23 protein-coding genes are annotated in these 25,776 nt (G+C 53.2%); 6 read left to right on the forward strand and 17 right to left on the reverse strand.

What is annotated here, in order from left to right:
- Position 1: 1 nt before the first annotated feature.
- From NA624_RS07325 to NA624_RS07335, 3 genes are read right to left on the reverse strand one after another with little or no spacing between them, the layout of a single operon-like run.
- Positions 2–964, reverse strand: coding sequence for a lysylphosphatidylglycerol synthase transmembrane domain-containing protein (locus NA624_RS07325; RefSeq protein WP_001129824.1), 963 nt, complete (start codon positions 962–964; stop codon positions 2–4).
- The gene (clsB, locus tag NA624_RS07330) at positions 964–2,205 is read right to left on the reverse strand and encodes a cardiolipin synthase ClsB (protein ID WP_000649639.1); all 1,242 of its coding nucleotides are present in this window, start codon (positions 2,203–2,205) and stop codon (positions 964–966) included. Before clsB ends, NA624_RS07325 begins: the two co-directional genes overlap by 1 nt.
- Complete coding sequence (locus NA624_RS07335) at positions 2,202–2,960, reverse strand: endonuclease/exonuclease/phosphatase family protein (protein ID WP_000192039.1); 759 nt, start codon at positions 2,958–2,960, stop codon at positions 2,202–2,204. The genes clsB and NA624_RS07335 overlap by 4 nt, the downstream gene beginning before the upstream one ends.
- Before the next feature lie 132 nt (positions 2,961–3,092).
- Between NA624_RS07335 and NA624_RS07340 the strand changes: the two genes are divergently transcribed.
- Positions 3,093–3,503, forward strand: a complete 411-nt coding sequence (locus NA624_RS07340; RefSeq protein ID WP_000871970.1) for a YbhQ family protein — start codon at positions 3,093–3,095, stop codon at positions 3,501–3,503.
- On the opposite strand, the gene NA624_RS07345 is transcribed toward NA624_RS07340, so the two are convergent.
- The 5 genes from NA624_RS07345 to cecR all read right to left on the reverse strand — a co-directional run bounded on the left by NA624_RS07345 (position 3,465) and on the right by cecR (position 9,192).
- Entirely contained in the window at positions 3,465–4,571 is a 1,107-nt protein-coding gene (locus tag NA624_RS07345) for an ABC transporter permease (protein WP_000469050.1), read from the reverse strand. The two genes, NA624_RS07340 and NA624_RS07345, sit on opposite strands and share 39 nt — an antisense overlap.
- Before the next feature lie 99 nt (positions 4,572–4,670).
- On the reverse strand, positions 4,671–5,801 hold the full coding sequence (locus NA624_RS07350; RefSeq protein WP_000045765.1) for an ABC transporter permease: 1,131 nt from the start codon (positions 5,799–5,801) through the stop codon (positions 4,671–4,673).
- Complete coding sequence (locus NA624_RS07355; RefSeq protein ID WP_001287612.1) at positions 5,794–7,530, reverse strand: ATP-binding cassette domain-containing protein; 1,737 nt, start codon at positions 7,528–7,530, stop codon at positions 5,794–5,796. Before NA624_RS07355 ends, NA624_RS07350 begins: the two co-directional genes overlap by 8 nt.
- Positions 7,523–8,518, reverse strand: a complete 996-nt coding sequence (hlyD, locus tag NA624_RS07360) for a secretion protein HlyD (RefSeq protein WP_000743431.1) — start codon at positions 8,516–8,518, stop codon at positions 7,523–7,525. The genes NA624_RS07355 and hlyD overlap by 8 nt, the downstream gene beginning before the upstream one ends.
- Positions 8,518–9,192 carry a transcriptional regulator CecR gene (cecR, locus tag NA624_RS07365; RefSeq protein ID WP_001025252.1) on the reverse strand — a complete coding sequence of 225 codons (675 nt, stop codon included), beginning with the start codon at positions 9,190–9,192 and terminating at the stop codon, positions 8,518–8,520. Before cecR ends, hlyD begins: the two co-directional genes overlap by 1 nt.
- Positions 9,193–9,421: 229 nt before the next feature.
- On the opposite strand from cecR, the gene rhlE reads away from it, so the two are divergent.
- From rhlE to ybiB, 3 genes are all read left to right on the forward strand, one after another.
- Positions 9,422–10,783 carry an ATP-dependent RNA helicase RhlE gene (gene rhlE / locus NA624_RS07370; RefSeq protein WP_000007065.1) on the forward strand — a complete coding sequence of 454 codons (1,362 nt, stop codon included), beginning with the start codon at positions 9,422–9,424 and terminating at the stop codon, positions 10,781–10,783.
- Between the two features lie 207 nt (positions 10,784–10,990).
- Entirely contained in the window at positions 10,991–13,135 is a 2,145-nt protein-coding gene (gene dinG / locus NA624_RS07375; protein ID WP_001218630.1) for an ATP-dependent DNA helicase DinG, read from the forward strand.
- A gap of 29 nt (positions 13,136–13,164) precedes the next feature.
- Positions 13,165–14,139 (forward strand): DNA-binding protein YbiB, encoded by a 975-nt coding sequence (gene ybiB / locus NA624_RS07380; protein ID WP_000386492.1) that lies wholly within the window; start codon positions 13,165–13,167, stop codon positions 14,137–14,139.
- A 155-nt stretch (positions 14,140–14,294) separates the two neighbouring features.
- Here ybiB and ybiJ read toward each other — a convergent pair whose 3' ends face one another.
- Positions 14,295–14,555 (reverse strand): DUF1471 family protein YbiJ, encoded by a 261-nt coding sequence (gene ybiJ / locus NA624_RS07385; protein ID WP_000849089.1) that lies wholly within the window; start codon positions 14,553–14,555, stop codon positions 14,295–14,297.
- A 284-nt stretch (positions 14,556–14,839) separates the two neighbouring features.
- Positions 14,840–15,106 carry a DksA/TraR family C4-type zinc finger protein gene (locus tag NA624_RS07390; protein WP_000146332.1) on the reverse strand — a complete coding sequence of 89 codons (267 nt, stop codon included), beginning with the start codon at positions 15,104–15,106 and terminating at the stop codon, positions 14,840–14,842.
- Positions 15,107–15,310: 204 nt separating this feature from the next.
- Between NA624_RS07390 and rlmF the strand changes: the two genes are divergently transcribed.
- Positions 15,311–16,237: a 23S rRNA (adenine(1618)-N(6))-methyltransferase RlmF gene (gene rlmF / locus NA624_RS07395; RefSeq protein ID WP_001275962.1), complete on the forward strand. Its 927-nt coding sequence runs from the start codon at positions 15,311–15,313 to the stop codon at positions 16,235–16,237.
- On the opposite strand, the gene ybiO is transcribed toward rlmF, so the two are convergent.
- From ybiO to rhtA, 6 genes are all read right to left on the reverse strand, one after another.
- Positions 16,234–18,456: a mechanosensitive channel protein gene (ybiO, locus tag NA624_RS07400; protein WP_001267728.1), complete on the reverse strand. Its 2,223-nt coding sequence runs from the start codon at positions 18,454–18,456 to the stop codon at positions 16,234–16,236. The genes rlmF and ybiO overlap by 4 nt on opposite strands.
- A gap of 118 nt (positions 18,457–18,574) precedes the next feature.
- Positions 18,575–19,297, reverse strand: a complete 723-nt coding sequence (gene glnQ, locus NA624_RS07405) for a glutamine ABC transporter ATP-binding protein GlnQ (RefSeq protein ID WP_000569093.1) — start codon at positions 19,295–19,297, stop codon at positions 18,575–18,577.
- On the reverse strand, positions 19,294–19,953 hold the full coding sequence (glnP, locus tag NA624_RS07410; protein ID WP_001159075.1) for a glutamine ABC transporter permease GlnP: 660 nt from the start codon (positions 19,951–19,953) through the stop codon (positions 19,294–19,296). Before glnP ends, glnQ begins: the two co-directional genes overlap by 4 nt.
- Before the next feature lie 145 nt (positions 19,954–20,098).
- On the reverse strand, positions 20,099–20,845 hold the full coding sequence (gene glnH / locus NA624_RS07415; RefSeq protein WP_000838671.1) for a glutamine ABC transporter substrate-binding protein GlnH: 747 nt from the start codon (positions 20,843–20,845) through the stop codon (positions 20,099–20,101).
- Between the two features lie 476 nt (positions 20,846–21,321).
- Positions 21,322–21,825 (reverse strand): DNA starvation/stationary phase protection protein Dps, encoded by a 504-nt coding sequence (gene dps, locus NA624_RS07420; protein WP_000100805.1) that lies wholly within the window; start codon positions 21,823–21,825, stop codon positions 21,322–21,324.
- Between the two features lie 302 nt (positions 21,826–22,127).
- On the reverse strand, positions 22,128–23,015 hold the full coding sequence (gene rhtA, locus NA624_RS07425; RefSeq protein WP_001119555.1) for a threonine/homoserine exporter RhtA: 888 nt from the start codon (positions 23,013–23,015) through the stop codon (positions 22,128–22,130).
- Between the two features lie 353 nt (positions 23,016–23,368).
- On the opposite strand from rhtA, the gene ompX reads away from it, so the two are divergent.
- The gene (ompX, locus tag NA624_RS07430) at positions 23,369–23,884 is read left to right on the forward strand and encodes an outer membrane protein OmpX (protein ID WP_000716763.1); all 516 of its coding nucleotides are present in this window, start codon (positions 23,369–23,371) and stop codon (positions 23,882–23,884) included.
- A 62-nt stretch (positions 23,885–23,946) separates the two neighbouring features.
- Here ompX and NA624_RS07435 read toward each other — a convergent pair whose 3' ends face one another.
- Positions 23,947–25,527: a phosphoethanolamine transferase gene (locus NA624_RS07435; protein WP_001089325.1), complete on the reverse strand. Its 1,581-nt coding sequence runs from the start codon at positions 25,525–25,527 to the stop codon at positions 23,947–23,949.
- Positions 25,528–25,776 lie beyond the last annotated feature (249 nt).

Raw genomic sequence — 25,776 nt, forward strand, 5'->3', positions numbered from 1 at the left:
TTTATTTCGCCATCGCCCGCTCGTTTTTCGCCCGCAGCTTCTTCGCCCGGCTCTCCAGGATCAGATAGCACACCAGCGCCAGCAACAGGGGAATAAAATAGTAAAGCACGCGGTACGCGAGCAGGGCGGCGATAATCGTGCCTTGCGACGTATGTTCGCCCGCCAGCAACGCGAGGAATACGGCCTCCAGCACGCCGATGCCTGCCGGAATATGCACGATGACGCCCGCGATACTGCTCACCAGCAGTACGCCCAGCACAAAGAAATAGTTCACATCCTGACCCATCAGCAGCCAGATGATGGCGCCCATCGCCATCCAGTTCGCGCTGGAGATCGCCATCTGCGCCAGCGCGAATTTCCATGATGGCAGCACCAGTTTCTGCCCTTTAATCGTCATATGCCGCCGCTTTGCAAAGGCGCAAAACCACAGATAGACCGCGATAATCAACAATAAAACGATACCGAGAATACGTAGCGTGCCTTCATCGATATACCAGTGGTCGGGAAGCTGGACAACGCCGAAGGTAAAAATGATGCCGCCCAGCAGAATATAGCCCAGCCAGTTAGTGGTAATGCTGAGCGAGAAAATGCGCGTGATAGTACTGCCGGGCAACCCGAGGCGAGAGTATAGTCGGTAACGCATCCCGATCCCGCCGACCCAGGTGCTGAGCGTCAGGTTAAAGGCATAGCAGACGAACGATACCAACATCACCTGTCGCTTCGCCAGTTTATGGCCGCAATAAAGCCGTCCAAGCAGGTCGTAGCAGCCGTACAGAAGATAGCTAACGATCACCAGTCCTACAGCGCTTAAAAGCGCCGTGCGGTTATAGTCGCGGATGACGGTCCAGACATCACCCCAGTCGACCTTTTTAGCATAAACCACCAGCAGAACGACGACCGCAATAAAAAACAGCCAGGTCAGCACTTTTTTAGCCAGCCGCCAGCGCGGATGCGATTTAGCCATTAGGGCTTCACTCCTGTATTTTCTGGATCAACGCGATCCTGGGTTTCCATTTCTGGCTGGGCAGGCGGGGGAACCTGCGCCAGATGCGGGGTATGCGCAGGTAGCCAGCCGACCAGCGCCGGGAAATGACGTAAAAAGTGGAACGCCAGCACGCTTTTGGTCAGGTTCCACCAGGTGCGTTTCGGCAGCATAGACTCATCGACCTGCTTACAATCGTTCACGATGATGCCTTGTAAATTATCGCGCAGGGTCTGGTTAAAAGTACGATCGTGAATGATCAGGTTAGCTTCAAGGTTAAGCGACAGGCTGAGCGGATCGAGATTACTCGACCCTACCGTGGCCCAGTGATCGTCCATCAGCGCCACTTTGCCATGCAGCGGACGGCGTCGGTATTCATAAACCTGCACGCCGCCCTTCACCAGATAGTTATAGAGCAACCGCGCGCCGACTTTGACTATCGGCATGTCTGGTTCCCCCTGGACAATCAGTTTTACGCTCACGCCACGGCGGGCGGCTTTACGCATTGCGTGGAGCAAGCGATAGCCGGGGAAAAAATAGGCGTTAGCGATAATCACTTCACGCTTTGCCTGGGTCAGCATTTTCAGATAATGACGTTCGATATCGTCACGGTGCTCTTCGTTATCCCGCCAGACAAACAGCGCCTGCGCTTCGCCGGGGTGACGGTTTTCTTCAGCCTGGTGATGGCGCTTCCACCAGCGGCGCGCGGGGCTTTGCCCCGGCAGATTCTCGACTTCGAATTGCAGGATATCGGCCACAACAGGCCCTTCGACCCGTACCGCGTAGTCTTGTTTCGCCTGCGGGCCGTAATCCGACATATGCTCGGCGGAGTAGTTAATGCCGCCGACAAAGGCAATACGATCATCAATTACCACAATTTTGCGGTGCATTCGGCGGAAGATATTGGTTCGCAACCCCAGTAGACGCGGGCGGGGGTCGTAATAGCGAAAAATCACGCCCGCCGAGGTTAATTCGCCGACAAACGCGTCGCTGAGATCGGGAGAGCCGTAGCCGTCGAGTAATACTTCGGCTTTTACGCCGCGCTGTGCGGCTTTTAGCAGAGCGGCATGGAGTTTTTTACCCACCTCATCTTCAAACAAGATAAAGGTTTCCAGAATGATTTTTTGCTGTGCCTGAGCGATAGCCTCAAACACGGCAGGATAGAACTGGTCGCCGTTTTCCAGTAGCTGAATTTGATTACCTTCACGCCAGCCGCATTTCATAGATGGATCTCCGCGCTAAGGGGGGCATGGTCTGATAAATGTCGCCAGTTCCGCAGCGGTAGCGCCGTAGGAGAACTGGCGTTCGCATTCTTGACGTAAATACGATCGAGTCGCAGCAGCGGCATACTCACCGGGAATGTGCGCGCCGGTCGGCCATGGGCACGGGTGAATATCTCCTCCAACCCGGCCGCGTTTAACGGCGGGCCGGCCTTTTGCCGCCAGTCATTAAAGTCTCCGGCCACCAGCACCGGTTCTGATTCCGGCAAGGCATTCACCCATCCCGCCAGCATGGTTAGCTGTGCCTGGCGGTGGCTCTCCCGCAGGCCGAGATGTACGCACATGACGTGGATAGGGCGGTTGAGCATGGGCGGCGTAATGCGGCAATAGAGCACGCCGCGTTTTTCGCTACCGCCGACCGAGACGTCGCGATTTTCATAATGTTCAATGGGATAGCGAGAAAGAACCGCGTTACCGTGGTGGCCTTCCGGATAGACCGCATTGCGGCCATAGGCGAAATCGCTCCACATGGTGTCGGCCAAAAATTCATAGTGGGTAGTGTCCGGCCAGTTTTCGATATGCAGCGGATGTACTTCATGCGCGCCCATCACTTCTTGCAGACAGACGATATCGGCGCCGACCGTTCTGACGGCGTCGCGCAGCTCCGGCAGGATGAAGCGTTTATTAAAGGCGGTAAAACCTTTGTGCGTATTAATTGTGAGCACTTTGAATGAAAAATTTCGCGTGTGTTGAGTCATTTTCTTCCTGTCCGCGTCACTATCCTGATTGAAATAGTGTAGTCGTCGTCACAAAAAGATGCGGTCTTACGGAATTTTCCGTAAAGTTCGGTACTCTGAATAATGAGAGAAAAATGCTTCAGGAGAAAAGCCATGAAGTGGCAACAACGCGTTCGTGTCGCAACCGGCCTCGGTTGTTGGCAGATTATGTTGCATTTACTGGTAGTGGCGATGCTGGTAATAGGCTGGATGAGCGGCACATTAGTGCGCGTCGGCCTGGGATTATGCGTGCTTTATGGCGTGACGGTACTGCTGATGCTGGCGTTGCAGCGCCATCATGAGCAACGCTGGCGCGATGTGGCGGATGTGCTGGAAGAGCTGACTACCACCTGGTACTTCGGCACCGCGCTGATTGTCCTCTGGCTGCTATCCCGCGTATTGCAAAACAATGTCTTACTGGCTCTGGCGGGGCTGGCTATCCTGGCCGGGCCCGCCGTAGTCTCGCTACTGGCGAAAGATAAAAAGCTACATCACTTTGCGTCTAAACATCGCATACGCCGCTGAACCCGTGGTGGCCGCTATCACCAGTAGCGGCCACAAACTTCCCCAGACAATCCCCAGACTCGCATCCTTAAGATAAATTTGCTTGGTAATATCAGTAAAGTGGCGGATAGGGTTTATCCACGTCAGGTTTTGCAGCCAGACCGGCATATTTTCCACTGGCGAGACATACCCCGAGAGCAAAATCGCTGGCATCATAAAGACAAAAACGCCGATAAACGCCTGCTGTTGCGTGGCGCAAAGCGATGATATCAGTAAGCCAAAGCCTACCAGCGACAGCCCGTAAATCACCATCGTGAAATAAAACAGCGCTAACGAACCGGCGAAGGGAATTTGGTATGCCCAAATGCCGATAGCCAGCACGATCGTGGCCTGGAAGGTCGCGACTATCAGCGCCGGCACCGCTTTACCAACGAAAATCTGCCAGGTGGTGAGCGGAGAGACCAGTAGCTGATCCAGAGTGCCTTGTTCACGCTCGCGGGCGACGGACAGCGAAGTCACGATCATCACGCCGATAGTGGTGATCATGGCGATCAGCGAGGGCACCACAAACCACTTGTAGTCCAGATTCGGATTATACCAGTTGCGTACCACCAGTTCGCTATTGTTGGGCTTTGGCTTGCCGTCCATCAATGTCTGCTGATACTCCTTGACGATCTGTTGCAGATAATTGGCGGCGATTTGCGCGCTGTTGGAGTTACGTCCATCAAGAATGAGTTGCATCGGCGCTGGCTGGAAGGTATCCAGATTCCGCGAGAAATCCGCCGGGAAGCGTACCAGCAGCAGCGCTTTTTGCGTATCGATAGTCGGCTGGATCTCCTGCGGACTGTTCAGCAATAGCACATGGGTAAACGCTTTCGCGCGGGCAAAGCGCTGGGTAAGTTCTACCGAATGTTTGCCGTTATCTTCGTTGTAGATAGCGATAGTCGCGTTAGTGACTTCAAGCGTCGCGGCGAATGGAAACAGGATGACCTGAATCAGCACCGGCAGAATCAGGATCGCGCGCGTTTGCGGTTCGCGTAAAAGCGATTGCAGTTCTTTGCGAATTAATGTCCATAAGCGATGAAACATAGAACCTTCCTCATGTCGGGTGGCGCTACGCTAACCCGACCTACATGGCCCGTAGGCCCGGTAAGCATAGCGCCACCGGGCAAAATACGAGCGCCAGAGTTAATCCAGTCGTCGTTTGGTTTTTAGCCACGTCAGGCCAATAAACATCACCGCCGAGGCGATTAAAAACAGTACGTTAACGCCTAACACGACCGGAATATTGCCGGCCAGAAACAGACTTTGCAGGGTGCTAACAAAATAGCGCGCCGGAATAATATAGGTCACCGCGCGGATCACCGCAGGCATACTGTCTATCTGGAAGATAAATCCGGACAGCATAATCGATGGCAAAAAGGCGGCGTTCAGCGCCACCTGCGCGGCGTTAAACTGGTTGCGAGTGATGGTGGAAATCAACAGCCCCATCCCCAGCGTACTCAGTAAAAACAGACTGGTGATGATAAACAGAATCACCAGCGAACCGCGATACGGCACGCCGAGAATAAACACCGATACCAGCATACAGAGCAGCATCGCCAGCATACCGAGAAAGTAATAGGGAATAAGCTTACACAGCAGCAGTTCAACACGCGTCACTTCGGTTGAGAGCAGCGCCTCCATCGTGCCGCGCTCCCATTCGCGGGCAACGACCAGCGAGGTGAGGATTGCGCCAATTACCGTCATGATAATGGTCACCGCCCCGGGAATAATAAAATGCTGACTGATCGCCGCCGGGTTAAACCAGTAGCGCGTCTGGACGTCGATGAGCGGTTCAAAGGTGTCGCCGCGATCTTCCGCCCGCTGCTGTTGCCAGATTTGCCAGATGCCTTCCACATAACCCTGAACGAAGTTGGCGGTGTTTGGCTCGCTGCCGTCGGTAATCACCTGAATCGGCGCGCTGTCACCGTCGCGCGCCATTTGCTGCGCGAAATCCACCGGAATCACCACCAGTCCGCGAATGCGTCCGGCCTGCATTTTTTCAATTAATTCATGGCGATTATCGCTAATGGTCGCGTCGATATAGGGTGAACCGGTCATCGCATGAGTGAAATCCAGCGCCTCCTGGCTTTGCTGTTCAAGCAGAATCCCCACCCGCAGCTTGCTGGAGTCAAGGTTAATGCCGTAACCAAAAATAAACAGCAACAGCAGCGGGATCACCACCGCAATCAGCCAGCTACTGGGATCGCGCACGATCTGGCGCGTCTCTTTGACGCACAACGCACGCACGCGGCGCCAGGAGAGAGACTTACTCATGCGTATGCTCCTTATCCCAGTCATTGATGAGAGTGATAAAGGCCTGCTCCATCGTCGGATCGGCCTGTTGCTCATCGGCGGCCTGCGCTTTGAGATCGTCCGGCGTACCGCTGGCGATAAGCTTCCCACGATAAACCAGTCCGATGCGATCGCAATATTCCGCCTCATCCATAAAGTGGGTCGTCACCATTACCGTGACCCCTTTTTCCACCATGCTATTAATGTGCAGCCAAAATTCACGGCGGGTGAGGGGATCAACCCCGGATGTTGGTTCATCAAGGAATAAAATATCCGGTTCGTGCATCAGCGAGCAGGCCAGCGCCAGTCGCTGTTTAAAACCCAGTGGCAGCGCATCGGTGGGATGCGACGCGATGCTTTTCAGACCAAATGCTTCACTCATGCGCTGAATTTTTTCATTTTGCGCGCGGCCCCGCAAACCGTAGACGCCGGAGAAAAAACGCAGGTTCTGCTCAACCGTCAGGTTGCCGTAAAGCGAAAATTTTTGCGCCATATAGCCCAGATGCTGACGGGCTTTGCCGGAGCTGACTTTCAGATCCATATCCAGCACCAGCGCCTTGCCGGACGTCGGCACCAGCAGGCCGCACATCATTTTAAAGGTGGTTGATTTACCCGCGCCGTTCGGGCCGAGCAGGCCAAAAATCTCGCCGCGCTGTACGACGAAATTAACATGGTCCGTGGCCGCGAAATCGCCAAATTTTTTCGTCAGTTCCTGCGCTTCAATCACCGTTTCGCCGGCAGTGCCTTCAACCGTATGCAGGATTGAACCCAGCGGAGACTCCGAGGTTCCCGCTCCGCCAAGCAGATCGATAAACGCATCTTCGAAGCGCGGCGCGGTCTCATTGAGGGTGATTTCCGGCATCCCTTCGGCCTGGCGAATATCTGCTGCGGTCGCCTCTTTTTTCAGGATCAGGCGTACCGAACGTCCCTGAATCATGCCGTCGCTCACCTGCGGCAGTCTGAGCGCTCTTTGTAGCAACTTACGGTTGTTTTCCTGTGGACTGCTCATCAGAAAGCTACGACCGGCCATCGTTTGCGTCAGCGCTTTAGGTTCGCCCTGATAGAGCAGCTCGCCTTCATTCATCAGCAGCACATCGCGACACTGTTCGGCTTCATCCAGATAGGAGGTGCTCCATAAAATCAGCATCCCGTCGCCCGCCAGTTCGTGGACCATTTGCCACAACTCGCGCCGTGAAATCGGGTCAACGCCAACGCCCGGTTCATCCAACAGCAGCACTTTCGGTTCGCCGACCAGCGTACAGGCCAGCCCCAGTTTTTGCTTCATCCCGCCGGACAATTTCCCCGCCAGACGGCCAGTGAAAGGGCCGAGGGCGGTAAACTCCAACAAACGGGCAAAGGTCTTTTCCCGTATCTCGCCGGTAACGCTGCGCAAATCGGCATAGAGATTAAGGTTCTCCATGACGGTAAGATCTTCATACAGACCGAATTTCTGCGGCATATAGCCCAGAACCGCGTGCAGCTCGCTGTCGTTTTGTATCGGGTCGAAGCCTAATACGGACGCGTTGCCGCCATCGGCTTTGAGCAGGCCCGCCAGCATACGCATCAGCGTGGTTTTTCCTGCGCCGTCCGGCCCTACCAGCCCGGTGACATAACCGGAATGAATGGTACAGTCGAGCGGCGCGACGGCGGGTTTATCCATTCCCGCAAAGCGCTTCGTCAGACCGTGCAGCGTAATAACGGCCTCACTCATGCCGTGCCTCGTCATTAAATTTCACCGTGACTGGCATCCCCTGGCGTAACGCATCGTCCGCATCGGTGACGATAATGCGCAGGCGATAGACGAGATCGGTACGCAGATCCGGCGTTTCGACGGTTTTCGGCGTAAATTCCGCGGTGGGCGAAACGAAACCAATCTTGCCGTGGTAAGGTTTGTCAGGACGACCGTCGGTATACAACAGAATGTCGCGCCCCGGTTGCGTTTGACTGAGGTTGCGTTCATCGACATAGGCGCGCACCCAGACGGGGCGGGTCAGCGAGAGCGTTAATACCGTGCTGCCGGCGTTCAGCATACTGCCAGGCTCGACCGCGCGGGTGAGCAAGGTTCCGTTGGCAGGCGCGATAAGCGTGGTGTCCTGCAAATCAAGCTGCGCCTGCGCCAGTTGGGCCTTTGCCTGTTCCAGGCTGGCTTTCGCCTGGGCGATATCCTGTTCACGATTACCGGTACGGTACTGGCTCAGTTTATCCTGCGCGGACTTCAGCGTCGCCTGCGCCTGATCGCGCGATGAGCGGGCGTTTTCCAGATCGTTAGCGGAAATGGTGCGGCTTTTCCACAATCCTTGCTGGCGGTTATAAAAGTTTTGCGCGTAGTCATAGGCGGCTTGCGCCTGTCTGACGGCGGCGGCGGCCTGGGCTATCTCTTCATCGCGATAGCCTGCCAGCATCAAATCATATTGCGCCTGCGCGACCGACACGCCAGCTTTCGCCTGCATCAGCGCGTTTTCGTATGGCGCGTGATCCAGTTCGCCGAGCACCTGTCCGGCTTTGATGGCATCGCCTTCATCAACATTCAGCGACGCCAGTCTGCCGCCGACGCGAAAGCTGATATTGACGGTACGGATATCGACATTACCGTATAGCGTCAGCCCATCGTCCTGCCGACTTTGATACCACCAGGTTCCACCGGCAATCACAGCGACGATCGCTGCGATTGCCAGTCCGATAACGACAGGTTTTTTCATCAGTCCAGACTCCTTTGCGTTAAACCGTGCAGAATAAGATCGATGTGGCAGGTTACCGTCTGGTAAATCAGCTCCGCTTTTTCTTCATCAAACTGCGGCCAGCCGGTACGTAACAGAATAGTTTCTTTGCCGAGACGGAACGCCAGCACTTCGCCCAGTAAGGCATGGGTATGCAAAATCATGCGCGTATCATTGGCGTCGCAGCCGGTATAAGCGGCAACCAATCTTGTCAGATGGGTGTGCAACGGATCGATAACCTGTTCATGAACCAATTGATAGGCCGACGTGGGAGAGAGCTGCTCGCGTGAAATGAATTTGCTCAGGTTAACGGTGTCTTCCTGCGTCAGCAGCATAATCATGTTCTTGCAGGCGAGCAGAATAAGCTCGCGTATGGCGTCCCGGTCAGGGACAGGCTGGTTAAACAGACGTTCCGCTTTTTCAGCATGGGGGCGAAATTTTTCGCCAAGAAAATCGGCAATCCACTGGGCGCAGGCGAGGTATAAATCCTCTTTTGAGCCGAAATAGTAAGTAATAGCGGCAATATTTTGCCCCGCCAGCGCGGCGATATCGCGCGTGGTGGCATGGAGGCCATACTCGCCAAACTGCGCCAGCGCGGCGGCAATGAGCTGACTTTTCGCCTGCTCGCCCTTGGTGGTCGTGGTGGGAATATTCATCACACGCCCTAATTTTTAATCAATCGATTGATTAAGATTATGACTCATAATGGCACTTGTCCAGTGTGGTCGATTAATTTGTCTTTGCCACCTTCCGGGATAATTTATGCGCCGCATCACAAAAACTGCTACACTCCGCCCCTTCATGACATTGTGGTTTTTGTCATTCCAAATTTGAGCATCTCCCTGAAAACTACACCGGCAACGGTCGGGGCGGTCCGGAGTAGTTATGTCTTTTGATTCCCTGGGATTAAACCCTGATATCCTGCGCGCCATTGCCGAGCAGGGTTACCGTGAACCTACCCCTATTCAGCAACAGGCGATTCCCGCCGTGCTGGAAGGCCGCGATCTGATGGCCAGCGCCCAGACCGGAACCGGTAAAACGGCGGGTTTTACCCTGCCATTGTTGCAGCATCTGATTACCCATCAGCCGCATGCTAAAGGTCGTCGCCCGGTGCGCGCGTTGATCCTCACGCCAACCCGCGAGCTGGCGGCGCAAATTGGCGAAAACGTCAGAGATTACAGTAAATATCTCAATATTCGCTCGCTGGTGGTATTTGGCGGCGTAAGCATCAATCCGCAGATGATGAAACTGCGCGGTGGCGTGGATGTGCTGGTGGCGACGCCGGGACGTCTGCTCGACCTGGAACATCAAAATGCCGTGAAGCTGGATCAGATTGAGATTCTGGTACTGGATGAAGCCGACCGTATGCTGGATATGGGCTTCATTCACGACATTCGTCGCGTGCTGGCGAAACTGCCGGCGAAGCGTCAGAATCTGCTGTTCTCCGCCACGTTCTCCGACGACATCAAAGCGCTTGCCGAAAAGCTGTTGCGCAACCCGCTGGAAATCGAAGTGGCGCGCCGCAACACGGCCTCAGAGCAGGTAACGCAGCACGTGCACTTTGTCGATAAAAAACGCAAACGTGAACTGTTGTCGCAGATGATTGGCCAGGGCAACTGGCAGCAGGTGTTGGTCTTCACCCGCACCAAGCATGGCGCGAACCATTTGGCGGAACAGCTTAACAAAGACGGTATTCGCAGCGCGGCGATCCACGGTAATAAATCGCAGGGCGCACGTACCCGCGCGCTGGCCGATTTTAAATCCGGCGATATTCGCGTGCTGGTGGCGACGGATATTGCGGCGCGTGGTCTGGATATTGAAGAGCTGCCGCACGTGGTCAACTATGAGCTGCCGAACGTGCCGGAAGATTATGTACACCGTATTGGCCGTACCGGTCGCGCGGCGGCAACTGGCGAGGCGCTGTCGCTGGTCTGTGTTGACGAGCATAAACTGTTGCGTGATATCGAAAAATTGCTGAAAAAAGAGATCCCACGCATTACGACGCCGGGCTATGAGCCGGACCCGTCGATTAAAGCGGAGCCGATTCAGAATGGCCGTCAGCAGCGCGGCGGCGGCGGTCGTGGTCGCGGACAAAATCAGGGGGGAGCGGGGCGCAGTCAGCAGCCGCGACGTCAGGATAGCGGGGCGGCGAAGGCGAAACCAAAACCGCGCACAGGCGAGGGGAAACCCGCTGGCGACAAAGCACGTCCGCCGCGTCGCCCGCGCAGAATCACGCCTGCCCAGTAAATTTTATCCGGCAACATGCCCGGTAGCGCGACGCTTACCGGGCCTACGGACTATGCAAATACGTAGGCCGGATAAGGTGCTTGCACCGTCATCCGGCAAAATACACATCGCGTTGCGAGCCGCCTTCCAGAACCGGTAAAAAAGGTACTTCCCGCCCCTGAAATGTGACACAATAGTGGCTGTTTATACAGTACTTCAGGTTTTCTCATGGCATTGACCGCTGCGCTGAAAGCGCAAATCGCCGCCTGGTATAAGGCGCTTCAGGACCAGATTCCCGACTTTATTCCCCGTGCGCCGCAGCGGCAGATGATTGCTGACGTCGCCAGAACGCTGGCCGGGGAAGAAGGGAGACATCTGGCTATTGAAGCGCCGACCGGCGTCGGGAAAACCCTCTCCTATCTTATTCCCGGTATTGCCATTGCCCGGGAAGAGCAAAAAACACTGGTGGTCAGTACCGCTAACGTGGCGTTACAGGATCAGATCTTTAGCAAAGATTTGCCGCTGCTACGAAAAATCATCCCCGATCTGCGTTTTACCGCCGCCTTTGGCCGCGGGCGCTACGTGTGTCCGCGAAACCTGGCGGCGCTCGCCAGTAGCGAGCCTACGCAGCAGGATCTGCTCGCCTTTCTTGATGACGAACTGACGCCTAACAACCAGGAAGAGCAAAAGCGCTGCGCCAGGCTGAAAGGGGATCTTGACGGTTACAAATGGGATGGTCTGCGGGATCATACCGACATTGCTATTGACGACGATCTGTGGCGGCGATTAAGTACCGATAAAGCCAGTTGTCTGAACCGCAACTGTCACTATTACCGCGAATGTCCATTCTTTGTCGCCCGACGTGAAATACAGGAAGCGGAAGTCGTGGTGGCGAATCACGCGCTGGTAATGGCGGCGATGGAAAGTGAAGCCGTACTGCCGGAACCAAAGCATCTGCTGTTGGTACTGGATGAAGGTCATCATCTGCCCGATGTCGCTCGCGATGCGCTGGAGATGAGCGCGGAAATTACCGCCTCCTGGTATCGCTTGCAACTGGATCTGTTCAGCAAACTGGTGGCGACCTGCATGGAGCAATTTCGCCCTAAAACCACGCCGCCGTTAGCGAATCCTGAGCGACTTAACGCCCATTGCGAGGAGGTATACGAACTGATCGCCTCGCTCAATGCCATTCTTAATCTGTATATGCCCGCAGCGCAGGAGGCGGAGCACCGTTTTGCAATGGGCGAGTTGCCTGATGAGGTCATGGAAATCTGTCAGCGACTGGCGAAGCTGACCGAGACGCTGCGTGGGCTGGCGGAATCCTTTCTCAACGATCTCAGCGAAAAAACCGGGTCGCACGATATTGTGCGTTTGCATCGGGTGATTTTACAGATGAACCGGGCGCTGGGAATGTTCGAGGCGCAAAGTAAATTATGGCGGCTGGCTTCGATGGCGCAGTCTTCAGGCGCGCCGGTGTCCAAATGGGCGACGCGTGAAATACGCGAAGGGCAACTCCACGTCTGGTTCCATTGTGTCGGTATCCGCGTCAGCGATCAGCTGGAAAGATTGTTATGGCGCAGCGTACCGCACATTATTGTCACCTCGGCGACACTGCGCTCGCTCAATAGCTTTTCGCGTCTGCAGGAAATGAGCGGCTTAAAAGAAAAAGCCGGCGACCGCTTTGTGGCGCTGGATTCGCCGTTTAATCATGTGGAACAGGGGAAACTGGTGATTCCTCAAATGCGCTACGAACCCACCATTGATAACGAAGAGCAGCATATTGCCGAAATGGCAGCCTATTTTCGTGAGCAACTGGAGAGCAAAAAACATCATGGTATGCTGGTACTGTTCGCCAGCGGGCGGGCGATGCAGCGTTTTCTGGAGCATGTCGCTGATGTGCGCTTACTCCTCCTGGTCCAGGGTGACCAGCCGCGTTACCGGCTGGTGGAGCTGCACCGTAAACGGGTGGAGAGCGGCGAACGCAGCGTGCTGGTTGGGCTTCAGTCTTTTGCCGAAGGGCTGGATCTTAAAGGCGAGCTACTGACGCAGGTCCATATCCATAAAATTGCCTTCCCGCCGATCGACAGCCCGGTCGTGATCACCGAAGGCGAATGGCTAAAAAGTCTGAATCGTTATCCGTTTGAGGTACAAAGTTTACCAAGCGCGTCTTTTAATTTAATTCAGCAGGTAGGGCGATTGATCCGTAGCCACGCCTGTCGGGGAGAAGTGGTCATTTATGATAAGCGGTTGTTGACCAAAAACTACGGACAGCGTTTACTGAATGCCTTACCTGTTTTTCCGATAGAGCAGCCTGCCGTGCCAGACGTTATAGTAAAACCAAAAGCAAAACCTGCACGCCGCCGACGGCGTTAATGCTGTGAGCATACTTCAAGGAGCTTTCAATGGATTATCGCAAGATCATCAAAGAGATCGGGCGAGGTAAAAATCACGCCCGCGATCTGGATCTGGATACCGCGCGCGGTTTGTATACCCGAATGCTGAATGGCGACGTCCCCGACCTGGAGATGGGCAGTATATTGATGGCGCTGCGTATTAAAGGCGAAGGCGAAGCCGAAATGCTGGGCTTTTATGAAGCCATGCAGAATCATACCATCAAACTGACACCGCCCGCAGATAGGCCGTTGCCGGTCGTTATTCCCAGCTATAACGGCGCGCGTAAACAGGCGAATTTAACGCCGCTGCTGGCTATCCTGCTGCATAAATTGGGCTTTCCAGTCGTAGTACACGGCGTCAGCGAAGATCCGACCCGTGTACTGACGGAAACAATATTTGCGCTGATGGGGATTGTCCCCACTCTACACGGTGGACAAGCGCAGGCCAAACTGGACGGGCACCAGCCGGTGTTTATCCCGGTGAGCGCGCTCTGCCCGCCGCTGGAAAAACAGCTGGCGATGCGCTGGCGGATGGGCGTGCGCAACAGCGCGCATTCACTGGCCAAGCTGGCGACGCCATTTGCTGAGGATGCCGCGCTGCGTTTATCAAGCGTTTCTCACCCTGAATATGTCCCGCGTGTGGCGACCTTTTTTAGCCGCATCGGCGGGCGGGCTTTGCTGATGCATGGTACCGAAGGCGAAGTCTATGCCAACCCGCAACGCTGTCCGCAAATCAGCCTGATTGATAGCCGTGGTGTGCAGGTACTGCATGAGCGTCAGAGCGACACGCACGACGAGCCGCTTTTACTGCCTGCGACTAAAGATCCTGAAATCACCGCGCGCTGGATTGAGCGCTGCCTTGCCGGCCACGAGCCGGTGCCGCAATCATTAAAAACGCAAATGGCCTGTTGTCTGGTTGCGACGAGAGAGGCGGCGACGTTAGAAGACGGGCTTGCGCGCGTCGAACAGGCTTTTAGCGAATAAAAAAAGCCCGTCCAGTGACGGACGGGCAAATAAGGGTAACAAACAGGGTTAATGAGGGTTGGAGCAGTGGGTCTGTTGGCAAACAGACGAGGGTAATACCCGTCAGAATTCAAACAACAGCGATGTTACAGCCTGAAATCTGGCGGGCAGGTAAATTATTTATAAATCACCGCAGTACCGCTCATTTTGTCATTACCTACGGCGGAGGTGATGTTATAAGCGCTTGCGCCAGCAGCGGCGGCTTTTTCAGCCAGTTTAGCTTCCAGGCCATCTAGCGTGGTGGCGCCATCGGCAGACACTACGCCGATTTTATGCAGGTTTTGCGTCTGAGACGCGCTAACCGGTTCTGCGGCAAAAGCGCCAAAAGAAAGGGTGGAAAGCGCGATGGCTGCAACAGCATATTTAATGGTTTTCATGATTAATCTCTCGCAGGTTATTCTGTTTATGGGACGATGTTCCGTCGATGTGATGAGTATCACGGTTTTTTGCGAAAGATAAAATCGAATAGAATTGACGGCCTTGCTCAAAATTTTTGAATGACAAATAACATATTGATTATTAATTAATTCAACAGTGGAATTTACCGTTCTTGTCATCTGGCTTTACAGAGTCGAGGTTAACGGCACATTCTGTGACGCAGAATGCTAAAAAGCATGAGCGTAAAGGAATGGATAATACTGGTGGTTTCGGTAAAGAAAAGTCAGCGTAACTGGCTGTCTTTTGAACCTCTGCGATTATATCCTGAAAATGTTGCGTTATGTAAATCTTTCTCCTGCTGGCAGGATATGCATAACCGAACGCCCGGTACGGCTTTACGCCGCGCTTCAGGGATAGGATCGCCGCAAGATTCGCATTCATCGCGACTTTCGCCGTGGGGAAGTTCGCCGCGAGCGCGGGCAACGGCATCTTCAATGGTATTGTTGATTTGTTCATTCACTGCGTCGTCATTTGCCCAGCCGGATGCCATCACGCTCTCCTGATTTTAGGGTACCTGAGGTTAAGTGTAGCGCCGTCAGGCGAAAAAATCGCATCGCGCGATCTTTTCAGACCATGAGCAGAGCCAATGTCATTCAGATAGCCGATCAAACGAGCGAGGCGGGGAATTCGCGGTGGTATATTTACCCCGTGGCGTTATACGAGTATCTTACGCCGCTGCTAAAAGGAGAATGCCATGTCCGCCCAGAAACCGGGGTTACACCCGCGCAACCGCCATCAACACCGTTATGATCTCGCCGCACTGTGTCAGACCACGCCGGAATTGACGTCCTTTCTTATCCGCACGCCCGCAGGTGAACAGAGCGTTGATTTTGCTAATCCGCAAGCGGTAAAAGCGCTCAATAAGGCGTTGCTGGCGCATTTTTATGCCGTCACACACTGGGACATTCCGCCAGGGTTTTTATGTCCGCCGGTGCCTGGTCGTGCGGATTATATCCATCATCTGGCGGATCTGCTTGGCGAAACAACAGGGAGTATTCCGGCGCAGGCAACTATTCTGGACGTGGGCGTGGGCGCCAATTGTATTTATCCGCTTATCGGCGTTCATGAATATGGCTGGCGATTTACCGGTAGTGAAGTCAGCGACGCAGCGATGTCCAGCGCGCAGGCTATCATTCAGGCTAATACGGGGTTAAGCCGCGCCATTCGTCTGCGTCGGCAAAAAGATCCGGCGGCCATTTTTACCGGTATCATTCATAAAAATGAATTTTATGACGCAACGCTTTGTAACCCGCCTTTTCACGACTCCGCCGCCGCAGCCCGCGCGGGCAGCGAGCGTAAGCGCCGCAATTTGGGGCAGAATAAAGATGATGCGCTGAACTTTGGCGGTCAACAGCAGGAGCTATGGTGCGAAGGCGGCGAAGTCGCCTTTATTAAAAAAATGATTGCTGAAAGCCAATCCTTCCGCCGTCAGGTGTTGTGGTTTACGACGTTGGTGTCGCGCGGCGAGAATTTACCGCCGCTTTACCGGGCGTTGACGGAGGCTGGCGCGGTGAAAGTGGTGAAAAAAGAGATGGCCCAGGGGCAAAAGCAAAGCCGCTTTATTGCCTGGACCTTTATGGATGACGACCAGCGTCGCCGTTTTATCACCCGTAAACGCTAAATCGTCGGTTCGCGCGGCGGCGGCGAATCAGGCGACGGGCCGCCAGCGGGGGCGGGCAGAACCTGATACGTTTGCACCGGCGCGCGCACATTGGCCAGATCAAAATGCTTTTTCACCTGGCTATCAAGGGCAAAACGCACCGTCCACTGCTTGAGCGGTAGGGTGGTGAACGATACGCGTAAAGTAAACGCCGTGTTCGTTAAACCGACAATACCGGCGAACGTGGGTTCGCCGATAATCAGCCCGCGAATATCCTCCGTCTCCATCAGCGCCGTTACCGCGTCTTTCAGCGCCTGATTCGCTTTATCCGCATCCTCATGGCGATCCACGTCATAGTTGGCGACAACAGAGCCGATACCGCGCACAAAGTTGGCGAAAGTGGTGATCGAGGACCACGGGATAATATGGTATGCCCCGGTATCCTGCCGCACGCCGACGGAACGAATCGACATTCTTTCGACCGTCCCCGTCAGCGGGCCTATGGTGACTAAGTCGCCGGTATTCATCCCGTTTTCAAACTGAATAAAGACGCCGGTAATAATATCTTTCACCAGGGTTTGCGAACCGAAAGAGATAGCCAGACCTAACGCCCCCGCGCCAGCCAGCAATGGCGCGATATTGACGCCGATTTCCGATAACACGATCATGATGGTTATGGTACTGATAATCACTGCCAGCGCATTGCGGAACAGCGTCAGCAGCGTGCGCGTGCGGGCGCTGGGTAGCGGGCGACCATGAATATCGGAGGCCAGGCGATTCTCAATCAGACTGGCGAGAATCGTCCATCCCACGGCGGAGAAGAATAAGATTAACGCGATACGGATGAGGATATCGACCATCTTTTCCCCCGCGCCATAATGTAGCCAGTGCCAGAAATCGAATAACCCCCAGGCGTTGAGCAACAGCATAACGGCGACGCAGACGGTCAAAAAGCGTGCGACTTTTAGCGCCGAGGAGAGCCAGCCGTTAAGCCGCTTTTGTAATTCCGGGTAATTGCGCTGCGTATGGGGCGACAGGGTGATGGTTTTCGCTATCCAGCGGGTAAACATGCCGGAGATAAACGCGGCGATGCCAATAATCGCCAGACTGCGCACGGTCGCGCCCATCATAAACTTCAGGCTATTGCCTGGGTCGAATAACGAGAAGAAAAACAGCACGATAAAGTAAGCGCTGGCCAGCCAGTGCCACACCAGCGCAAAGGCGCGGATAAACAGGCTAAAAAAGGCTAATGATCGTTCCGCCAGGCTTAATAAATGTTGCGTAATCTCCGCTTTGTTTTTAAAGATCAGGTACAGCGCCCAGATGGTGATGCAGAGCATGATCGCCACATTAGCCATCGCGCCAACCTGAACATTCACCTGATTGGAAATAATCGGAACGGCAACAATCAGCCCGTAGCCAATCAAACTGCTAAGCGAACTCATACGGCGATTCCAGTAACGCGCTGTCGCATCCTGAATCGCGAATGGGCGTAATTCCGGTACATTAGGGCAAAAAATAAGCCGCAGAATCGCTTTAAAGAACTCTATCAGCGCGAAGGCATTCAGGAACAGGCTTTGCTGAAAAGCGATAGTTCGACTTCCCGCATGGAAATTATCACTGAGCATCTGACCGATAAATAAGGTGAGCGCCAGTAGCAGGAGGTCGATAATAAACGCGCCGACGATCATCGCCGGGAGCTGTAACCAGTTGCTGCGTTCACGGTTTTTCTTGCGTGCCCACAGGCCCATTTTTCGATATAACGGCAGGGCGCAAAGCCGTATCACGCTATAAAAACCAAATACCGCGACGGCCAGAAATAAAAAGTGGGTTAACGCGTTGGTGAAGGTTTGCGAGTTAAACGGCTTGTGCGGCGCATCGGTGATGTTGCGATAAAGCTGGGCGAAACGGGTAGCGAAAGCATCGCCGTACTGACGGGTAACGGTGGTGACGTTCTCCAGTACCGTTTTCTCATCTTTGGCCGCAGGCGGCGCAAGCGCTGGCGCTGGCTCGGTCGGCGGCGTGGTTGAGGCTTCGCGGAGTTGCGCTATTAATTCGTTACGTGAAGCCTCGTTCTCCAGTACGTCAGCCAGGGCCGCATAGGCCGCTTTTTTTTGTTCAGGACTGGGCTCTGGCGCTGCTTGCTGGCTGGTTGATGTCCCCGTGGTCACGCCGGGTATGGCGACCGCATGGGCAGGCGTGCCCAGTAGACAAAAAAGGATGAACAGGGTCCACCGCATGACTCCTCCAGTGAGAAAAGAGACGCAAAACACTAAGTATAGATGGCGCAGGGAAGGGAAAATGAAATGGGACTATTCCATGATGCCCTCCCTGCCGCAGGGCAGGAAGGGCGATATCTCAGGAGACGTGCTGTAAAAATTCCTGTAAACGTGGGCTTGGCGGGTTTTCGATCAACGCCTGCGGACTGCCATCTTCGGCAATACGGCCTTTATCGATGAAAATCAGCCGTGAGGCGACTTTTTCGGCAAAGCCGATTTCGTGAGTGACAATGACCATGGTCATGCCTTCTTCCGCCAGATCCTGCATGACTTTCAGCACTTCATGGCGCAGTTCAGGGTCCAGAGCGGAGGTTGGCTCGTCAAAGAGCATCATTTTCGGCTTCACGGCCAGCGCTCGGGCAATGGCGACGCGCTGTTGTTGACCGCCGGAAAGCTCGGAGGGGTAGTGGTGCGCCCGTTCCGCCAGTCCAACTTTCGCTAACAGAGCTTTCGCCTGTTTTTCCGCTTCTTCTTTCTTTACGCCGCGCACGCGCAGAGGGCCGAACATCACGTTTTCGAGCGCGGTCAGATGCGGGAACAGATAAAACTGTTGAAACACCATGCCGGCTTCCTGGCGAATCAGCCGTTCGTCTACTTTAGGATCGTTGACTTTCAGACCATCGACAATCAGATCGCCGGAGGTGATCTCTTCCAGTTTATTGATACAGCGTAATAACGTGGATTTACCCGAACCGGAAGGGCCGATAATCACAACCACTTCGCCCTGACGGATGTTTAAATCAATGTTATGCAGCACCTGGGTGGGGCCAAAGTGCTTGGAGACGTTTTTAAATTCAATCACAGGATTTTCATCCTTTTTTCAAGACGACGCAAAATAAAGCTCAGCACCAGCGTAATGATCAAATAGAAGACGGCCACGGCGCTCCAGATTTCCAGGGCACGAAAGTTACCGGCAATAATTTCCTGGCCCTGACGGGTCAGCTCGGCTACGCCGATAACAATAAACAACGAGGTGTCTTTGATGCTAATGATCCACTGGTTGCCCAGCGGCGGCAGCATACGGCGCAGAGCAAGCGGTAAAATAACATGGCGGATGGTTTCCCGGCGAGAAAGGCCCAGCGCCAGACCCGCTTCGCGAAAACCTTTGTGAATGGATAGTACTGCGCCGCGAGTAATTTCCGCGATATAAGCGCCGGAGTTAATCATAATTGTCACGACCGCTGCGCTGAACGGATCAATACGCAAATCATTAAATGCCATCGGCAGGGCAAAGTAGATAAACATGACCTGGACAACGATGGGCGTGCCGCGAATAATTTCAATGAAAACCAGGGCGATGTGGTTGGCGAACCAGCCGCCAAACGTACGGGCAAAACCTGCCGCCAGTCCAATAACCAGGCCGCCAGCCAGACCGAGGACCGAGATCCACAGGGTCATTTTAGCGCCCTCAAGTAAAAGCGGAATGGCGGGCCAGATGGCGCTCCAGTCAAACTGCATATGTCGTTCCTGTTACCGTGGTGTAAATAGTCAAATGCTCTATCCGGCGCGGAAATGGCGTGAAAGTGTCTTATCCGTCACGGAAAAGAGCTGTAGGCCCGGTGAGCGTCCTCACTACCGGGCCACAAGCCAACATCAGGTCGTTTTATTTAGGTTCTGTACCGAACCATTTTTTGTAGATTTCGTTATAGGTGCCATTCTCACGCAGCGTTTTCAGCGCGCCGTTGACTTTCTCGCGCAGTTCATCGCTGCCTTTCGGGAAGGCAACTCCGTATTGCTGTGCTTCCAGTGATTCGCCTACCGCCTTGAACTGGCCATTGCCTGCGGTTTTGATAAAGTACAGGATGTTCGGCGTATCGTGCAGAACGGCGTCTGCGCGGTTGGTGCCTAATTCCATGTACGCGTTATCAATGTTCGGGAACTGACGCAGGTCTTTGGTTTTGATATTCGCTTTCGCGTAATCCACCGACCCGGTTCCGCTCTTCACGGCAACGACTTTGCCATCGAGGTCTTTAACGCTTTTAATGTCGTTATTGTTGGCTTTCACCATCACGAGCAGACCGCTTTTGTAATAGCCATCGGAAAAGTCGATCGCTTTTTTACGCTCGTCTGTAATCGTAATACCCGCCAGCGCCAGATCGATATTTTTGGTTTGTAATGCCGGAATAATGCCGCTGAAATCCATCGGTTTCAGGGTGTAGTCCAGCTTTAGTTCTTTCGCGATAGCGTCCCACAGATCAACATCAAAACCGACGTATTTGTCGCCCTGTTTAAATTCAAACGGAACGAACGCCGTATCGGTTGCCACAACGAGTTTCTTATCCGCGGCGTGCGAAGACACCGCAAAAGCCAGGGTAAGTGCAGCCAGTGAAACTTTTAATAGAGACTTCATAGCATTTCCTTTTCTATCCACGGGGCGATCCCCTGCGAGAACATGTAGCATAATGAAAAAATCATGCCAATTATGTAACTCATTGTTTTAACAGAAGCGTGAATCATTCCTGTGCACAATAAGTCGGGCAAAACCAGTATGCCGCACCGTTTTGGGGCACTGATTTAGTGCATGAATAACAAAGTAGAGATACAGGGTCTATTTAGCGTAAAAATTGTTGTTAAAACAATCTTTAATTAACGATTGTGTGATGTAATTATTACAAATAATTCACTTTTATTGAGGGGGAGTACAAGACGTGTGCACTATTTAAGTGCAAAACCCCTGTGCCAGGCAGGGGTATAGGGATGACTTATATACCTGTGTACATCAAGTTGCAGGTGCGTTCGCTTCAGTGACCGACGGAAGTCAGGCTCCTGCGGATTCGCTGCGTTTGTACCTTCCTGCAACTCGAAGTATTCAGGGTAGAGATAGATTTATTCGATGTTGGATTCGATAAACCACAGGAATTTATCGAGGTCGCGTGATGCGGCGGTAAAGATATCGGCAGTGTCTTCATCTTTGGCTTCACCGATAGCTTTGCGAACATCATTAGCGACAACAGCGTAGCGATCGGCCAGTTCTTTTAAGTGATCCTGCACGTTATGGATGTCCAGCGGATAGCTTTTCAGTGGAGTTTTGCTGTTGATAACTTGCGTGGTGCCTAACGCCACACCGCCAAGCTGTACGGCGCGCTCGGCCATAGTATCCAGATGATCGGTCAGTGCGGTACGGAAGCCATCCAGCATCTCATGAACGGCAATAAAGTTAGCACCGCGCATGTTCCAGTGGGCCTGTTTCGTGATCAGCGACAGGTCAATGAACTGGATCACCTGACGATTAAGCAACTCAACCGTCGCTTTTTTATCGCTCTCTGATACATCGTTACGGGTATAAAGCAGATTAGACGCTTTTGTTTTTACCAGTTTAGCGGTACTCATAATCTCATATCCTCTTGATGTTTGTGTCCCAGGTAATTAACGAAAATTAGTATAGCACCGGTTTTTAACTTTGCTTTTTTGAATTTACCTATCACTTTAATAGTACAGACAAGATTTAATATTTATTTTGATTGTAAATCAATTGGTTAGGCGAGCTTGTTGTTTGTTGGGTAATAATTCTCATTTTAATGTAAAAAATGAGAAAAAATATGACAAAAAATGACGAAGTAATAGCGCGATAATAAAAGGTGAATAACGAGGTGATATTCTGCATGATTATGCACATCATGCAGAATAAGAAACTATTTTACGTCAACTTGTTTAATTTGCGGTTCGCGGCGAATCGTTAGGGTAGATCCCATTGAGGCGGCAATGATGGCGCACAGGGCCATGATTTGTATACCCGTAAGCGTTTCGCCCAGAAAAATCATCCCGGAAACGGCGGCCAGCGCGGGTTCCATGCTCATCAGCGTACCGAAGGTGCGGGTTGGTAGACGCGTCAGCGCAATCATTTCCAGTGAATAAGGCAGCGCCGTAGAAAGCACAGCGACCGCTAACCCTAAGGGAAGAATCGACCAGTGCCATAGCGCGTCGCCAGCCTGAACTGCGCCAATCGGCACGAAAATGATGGCGGCAATCAGCGAGCCTACCGCCACCGTGGCCGGACCATGTTCCGCGCCTGCTCGCTGGCCGGTAAGAATATAGACAGCCCAACAGGCGCCAGCGCCGAGCGCTAACGCGGCCCCGGTAAGATCGACGTGAGACATATCTTGCCCTAATGGCAGCAGGAACCAGAGTCCAAGCACAGCCAGTACGACCCAAATAAAATCTACCGGCCGCCGGGATGAAAACAGCGCGACCGCCAGAGGACCGGTAAATTCCAGCGCGACCGCAATACCCAACGGCACCGTCTGAATCGACAGATAGAATAGATAGTTCATCCCGCCCAGCGACAGACCATAAAACAGTAAAGGCAGCCGCTGCTCTTTGGCAAAACGCAAACGCCAGGGTTTGAAAAAGGCGATAAGGATAAGCGTTCCCAACGCCAGACGAAGCGCCGTTACGCCCGGCGCGCCGACAAGAGGAAATAACGATTTCGCCAGTGAAGCGCCACTCTGAATAGAGGACATGGCAATGAGCAAAACCAAAATGGGCAACCAGACTGGTAGTTTACGTGTTGACCCCGGCATCCTTTCTCCTGTCAAAAAATGTCAGTACGAGTAAAGGTGGCAGTGTAATGGAAATTCCCCGCGGCGGTTGAGGATTCGTTGAAAAAAAATTTCCAGGATTCCATAAAATGAACTTAAATTGATGGATAAATAGACTGTTAGTTTAGGAATAATCTGGATGAATGTATCGCGTCGCACGCGCATTATTGGTGCAATCAGCCGGAAAAGTGATGTTAATTGAATAAGATAGCGCGATATGGAAACGTTCTGTTACATGAAAGGCGCCCTTAGACACCGTGAATCGCAAAGAGTTTCCCATTAATTTTTGATATATTTAAAACTTAGGACTTACTTGAAGCACATTTGAGGTGGTTATGAAAAAAATTGCATGTCTTTCAGCACTGGCCGCTGTTCTGGCTTTTTCCGCAGGTACTGCAGTAGCTGCTACTTCTACCGTTACCGGTGGTTACGCTCAGAGCGACGCGCAGGGCGTAGCGAATAAAATGAGCGGTTTCAACCTGAAGTATCGTTACGAGCAGGACGACAACCCGCTGGGCGTAATCGGTTCCTTCACCTACACCGAAAAAGATCGTACTAACGGTGCGGGCGATTACAACAAAGGTCAGTACTACGGCATCACTGCCGGCCCGGCTTACCGTCTGAACGATTGGGCGAGCATCTACGGTGTAGTCGGTGTGGGTTACGGTAAATTCCAGACGACCGATTACCCAACCTACAAACATGACACCAGCGATTATGGCTTCTCCTATGGCGCTGGTCTGCAATTCAACCCGATGGAAAATGTTGCTCTGGACTTCTCTTACGAGCAGAGCCGTATTCGTAGCGTTGACGTTGGCACCTGGATTGCTGGCGTAGGTTACCGCTTCTAATCACGTCGGTGAAAATGAAAAATCCGCCTTTCGGGGCGGATTTTTTTTGCCTGAAACGTGCATTATTTTAGTGAAAAAATATCGCTGCCCAGATGGTTATAGTCCACTTTCTGTAATTTGAAATTGGTGATATAAACGGGCCCGGCTTTCTGCTCCGAAATAAAACGATAGCGATTTTTGATCTCTTTAGCGCTAATTCCTGTCCATTGCGAGAAAAAACTCAGGAAATCGTTCGCGGAACGGCGAGCTTTAATGATCCGATGCGCTTTACTGTCGCTGGATAGCACCATAAACGGCACCTGGAAGTTTTGCTGGAATTTGTCGTCATGCGCCAGGTACTGTACCGCTTTGCCGCGTTCTTTAAACGCCAGCCCGTGATCGGAGAAATAGACGAGCGAAAAACTGTCGCCGCTATGACGAAGCTGAGTATAGAGCTGACGGAGCAAATCGTCGGTTTGCGTCATGGTGTATAAATAACAAGACGTCTCTTTCGACTGGACAAACGTCGCGTATTTTCCCTGAGTACGGTCGCAGGCCTGGGGATGCGATCCCATTAAATGCAACACAATCAACTGCGGTTGCGTGCGTTCTGTCGCCAATACCTGCGCCGTCATGCTTAACAGCGCGTCGTCGCGAGTATTTTTATCCGCTTCAAAATCGCCGTTTTTCAGGAAATGCGCTTCATCGGCGCGTTTGGCGATACTGGCGATGGCCGTGTCGTATTCGCCGATTTGCCCCTGATTGGAAAACCACCATGTCTGAAAACCGGCGCGGTTAGCCAGCGTGACGAAGTTATCCTGATACTGCGGTTTGTTATCCACCACGCGATTGAGCGTTAAACCAAGCGATTTTTGCGTTGAGCCGCTGGCGGCGATGTAATCCATAAAGAAGTCGCCATTCACATGGCTGGCGAAGGGGGTATTATCCCAGTGGCCGCCGAAAGCGCCCATGGCATCCCGTCGCGCGCTTTCACCAATCACCACGACATAGATGTGATATCTGGGTTTCACCGCAGTAACCGTCCAGCTATCTTTTATGCCGGATAGCTGCGCCATACGGTGCTGCTCTTCAATGACTTCGTTGTTATTGACGATAACGTCTTTGGCGAAGCGAAAAACCGGATAGCCGGTATCAATAACCTTAAAAACGCCGCCCCAGGCCAGATTTTGTACCGGCGCGACGAAAAATGCCGCGACGCTAATCAGCAGGCACAGGCTGTCGAGGCTATTCCAGCGCGGCCTGACCTCTTCTTTTCGGCGGCGAAGCGCAATAATACCCAGCGCAAAAATAAAAAGTCCGGTCAGGTAGCTATACCACGGGAAGATGGTCAGGATTTCGCTCGACTCTTCCATATTGGTGGAGTGCAGTGCCAGCAGCGTATTAAAGTTCGGCGCGCCGTAAGCCTGGCCAAAGGGAAAATAGCAAGCGGCTACCAGCGAACAGATGCCGAGCAGCGCTTTTTGTCCGCGGGGCAGGTAGCGCCAGAGCAACAGCAACAGGCAGGTAAACGCCGCGGTATAAAGCAGGCTAAAGGGATAGCCGAGCGCGAGGTTAATCAGCAGCGACTGTAAAAAGTAGAGGCCCGCCCACGGGCTTACAGCCCGACGACGGGCGAGAAGTGAATCGATAAGGGTTGAATTCATATGCCACTATTGCAAAAACGCCATGTGCTAACCCTGGCGCGAAGGGTCATTACCTGCCTGATTATGCGTAAAAAAGGTATTGGGTTCGCAACGGCGAGTCGCAAAATATTCAGGGCTGCCAGAAGATAGAGCGTGCGGGTAAGAAGGTCAACCGCCGGAAAGAAAATGTTTTGCGAAGAGAATAGCAAAACCACAAAAAAACAGGGGAAATGGGCGCCATTTCCGTTGAGGATGCAAAATAAAGCGGCG

This window comes from Salmonella sp. NW38 (assembly GCF_051807745.1).
GTDB classification, from domain to species: domain Bacteria; phylum Pseudomonadota; class Gammaproteobacteria; order Enterobacterales; family Enterobacteriaceae; genus Salmonella; species Salmonella enterica.

Coding starts and splice junctions, on each gene's coding strand:
- NA624_RS07325 (WP_001129824.1), bottom strand. CDS start 964: ATGGCTAAATCGCATCCGCGCTGGCGGCTGGCTAAAAAAGTGCTGACC.
- clsB (WP_000649639.1), bottom strand. CDS start 2,205: ATGAAATGCGGCTGGCGTGAAGGTAATCAAATTCAGCTACTGGAAAAC.
- NA624_RS07335 (WP_000192039.1), bottom strand. CDS start 2,960: ATGACTCAACACACGCGAAATTTTTCATTCAAAGTGCTCACAATTAAT.
- NA624_RS07340 (WP_000871970.1), top strand. CDS start 3,093: ATGAAGTGGCAACAACGCGTTCGTGTCGCAACCGGCCTCGGTTGTTGG.
- NA624_RS07345 (WP_000469050.1), bottom strand. CDS start 4,571: ATGTTTCATCGCTTATGGACATTAATTCGCAAAGAACTGCAATCGCTT.
- NA624_RS07350 (WP_000045765.1), bottom strand. CDS start 5,801: ATGAGTAAGTCTCTCTCCTGGCGCCGCGTGCGTGCGTTGTGCGTCAAA.
- NA624_RS07355 (WP_001287612.1), bottom strand. CDS start 7,530: ATGAGTGAGGCCGTTATTACGCTGCACGGTCTGACGAAGCGCTTTGCG.
- hlyD (WP_000743431.1), bottom strand. CDS start 8,518: ATGAAAAAACCTGTCGTTATCGGACTGGCAATCGCAGCGATCGTCGCT.
- cecR (WP_001025252.1), bottom strand. CDS start 9,192: ATGAATATTCCCACCACGACCACCAAGGGCGAGCAGGCGAAAAGTCAG.
- rhlE (WP_000007065.1), top strand. CDS start 9,422: ATGTCTTTTGATTCCCTGGGATTAAACCCTGATATCCTGCGCGCCATT.
- dinG (WP_001218630.1), top strand. CDS start 10,991: ATGGCATTGACCGCTGCGCTGAAAGCGCAAATCGCCGCCTGGTATAAG.
- ybiB (WP_000386492.1), top strand. CDS start 13,165: ATGGATTATCGCAAGATCATCAAAGAGATCGGGCGAGGTAAAAATCAC.
- ybiJ (WP_000849089.1), bottom strand. CDS start 14,555: ATGAAAACCATTAAATATGCTGTTGCAGCCATCGCGCTTTCCACCCTT.
- NA624_RS07390 (WP_000146332.1), bottom strand. CDS start 15,106: ATGGCATCCGGCTGGGCAAATGACGACGCAGTGAATGAACAAATCAAC.
- rlmF (WP_001275962.1), top strand. CDS start 15,311: ATGTCCGCCCAGAAACCGGGGTTACACCCGCGCAACCGCCATCAACAC.
- ybiO (WP_001267728.1), bottom strand. CDS start 18,456: ATGCGGTGGACCCTGTTCATCCTTTTTTGTCTACTGGGCACGCCTGCC.
- glnP (WP_001159075.1), bottom strand. CDS start 19,953: ATGCAGTTTGACTGGAGCGCCATCTGGCCCGCCATTCCGCTTTTACTT.
- glnH (WP_000838671.1), bottom strand. CDS start 20,845: ATGAAGTCTCTATTAAAAGTTTCACTGGCTGCACTTACCCTGGCTTTT.
- dps (WP_000100805.1), bottom strand. CDS start 21,825: ATGAGTACCGCTAAACTGGTAAAAACAAAAGCGTCTAATCTGCTTTAT.
- rhtA (WP_001119555.1), bottom strand. CDS start 23,015: ATGCCGGGGTCAACACGTAAACTACCAGTCTGGTTGCCCATTTTGGTT.
- ompX (WP_000716763.1), top strand. CDS start 23,369: ATGAAAAAAATTGCATGTCTTTCAGCACTGGCCGCTGTTCTGGCTTTT.
- NA624_RS07435 (WP_001089325.1), bottom strand. CDS start 25,527: ATGAATTCAACCCTTATCGATTCACTTCTCGCCCGTCGTCGGGCTGTA.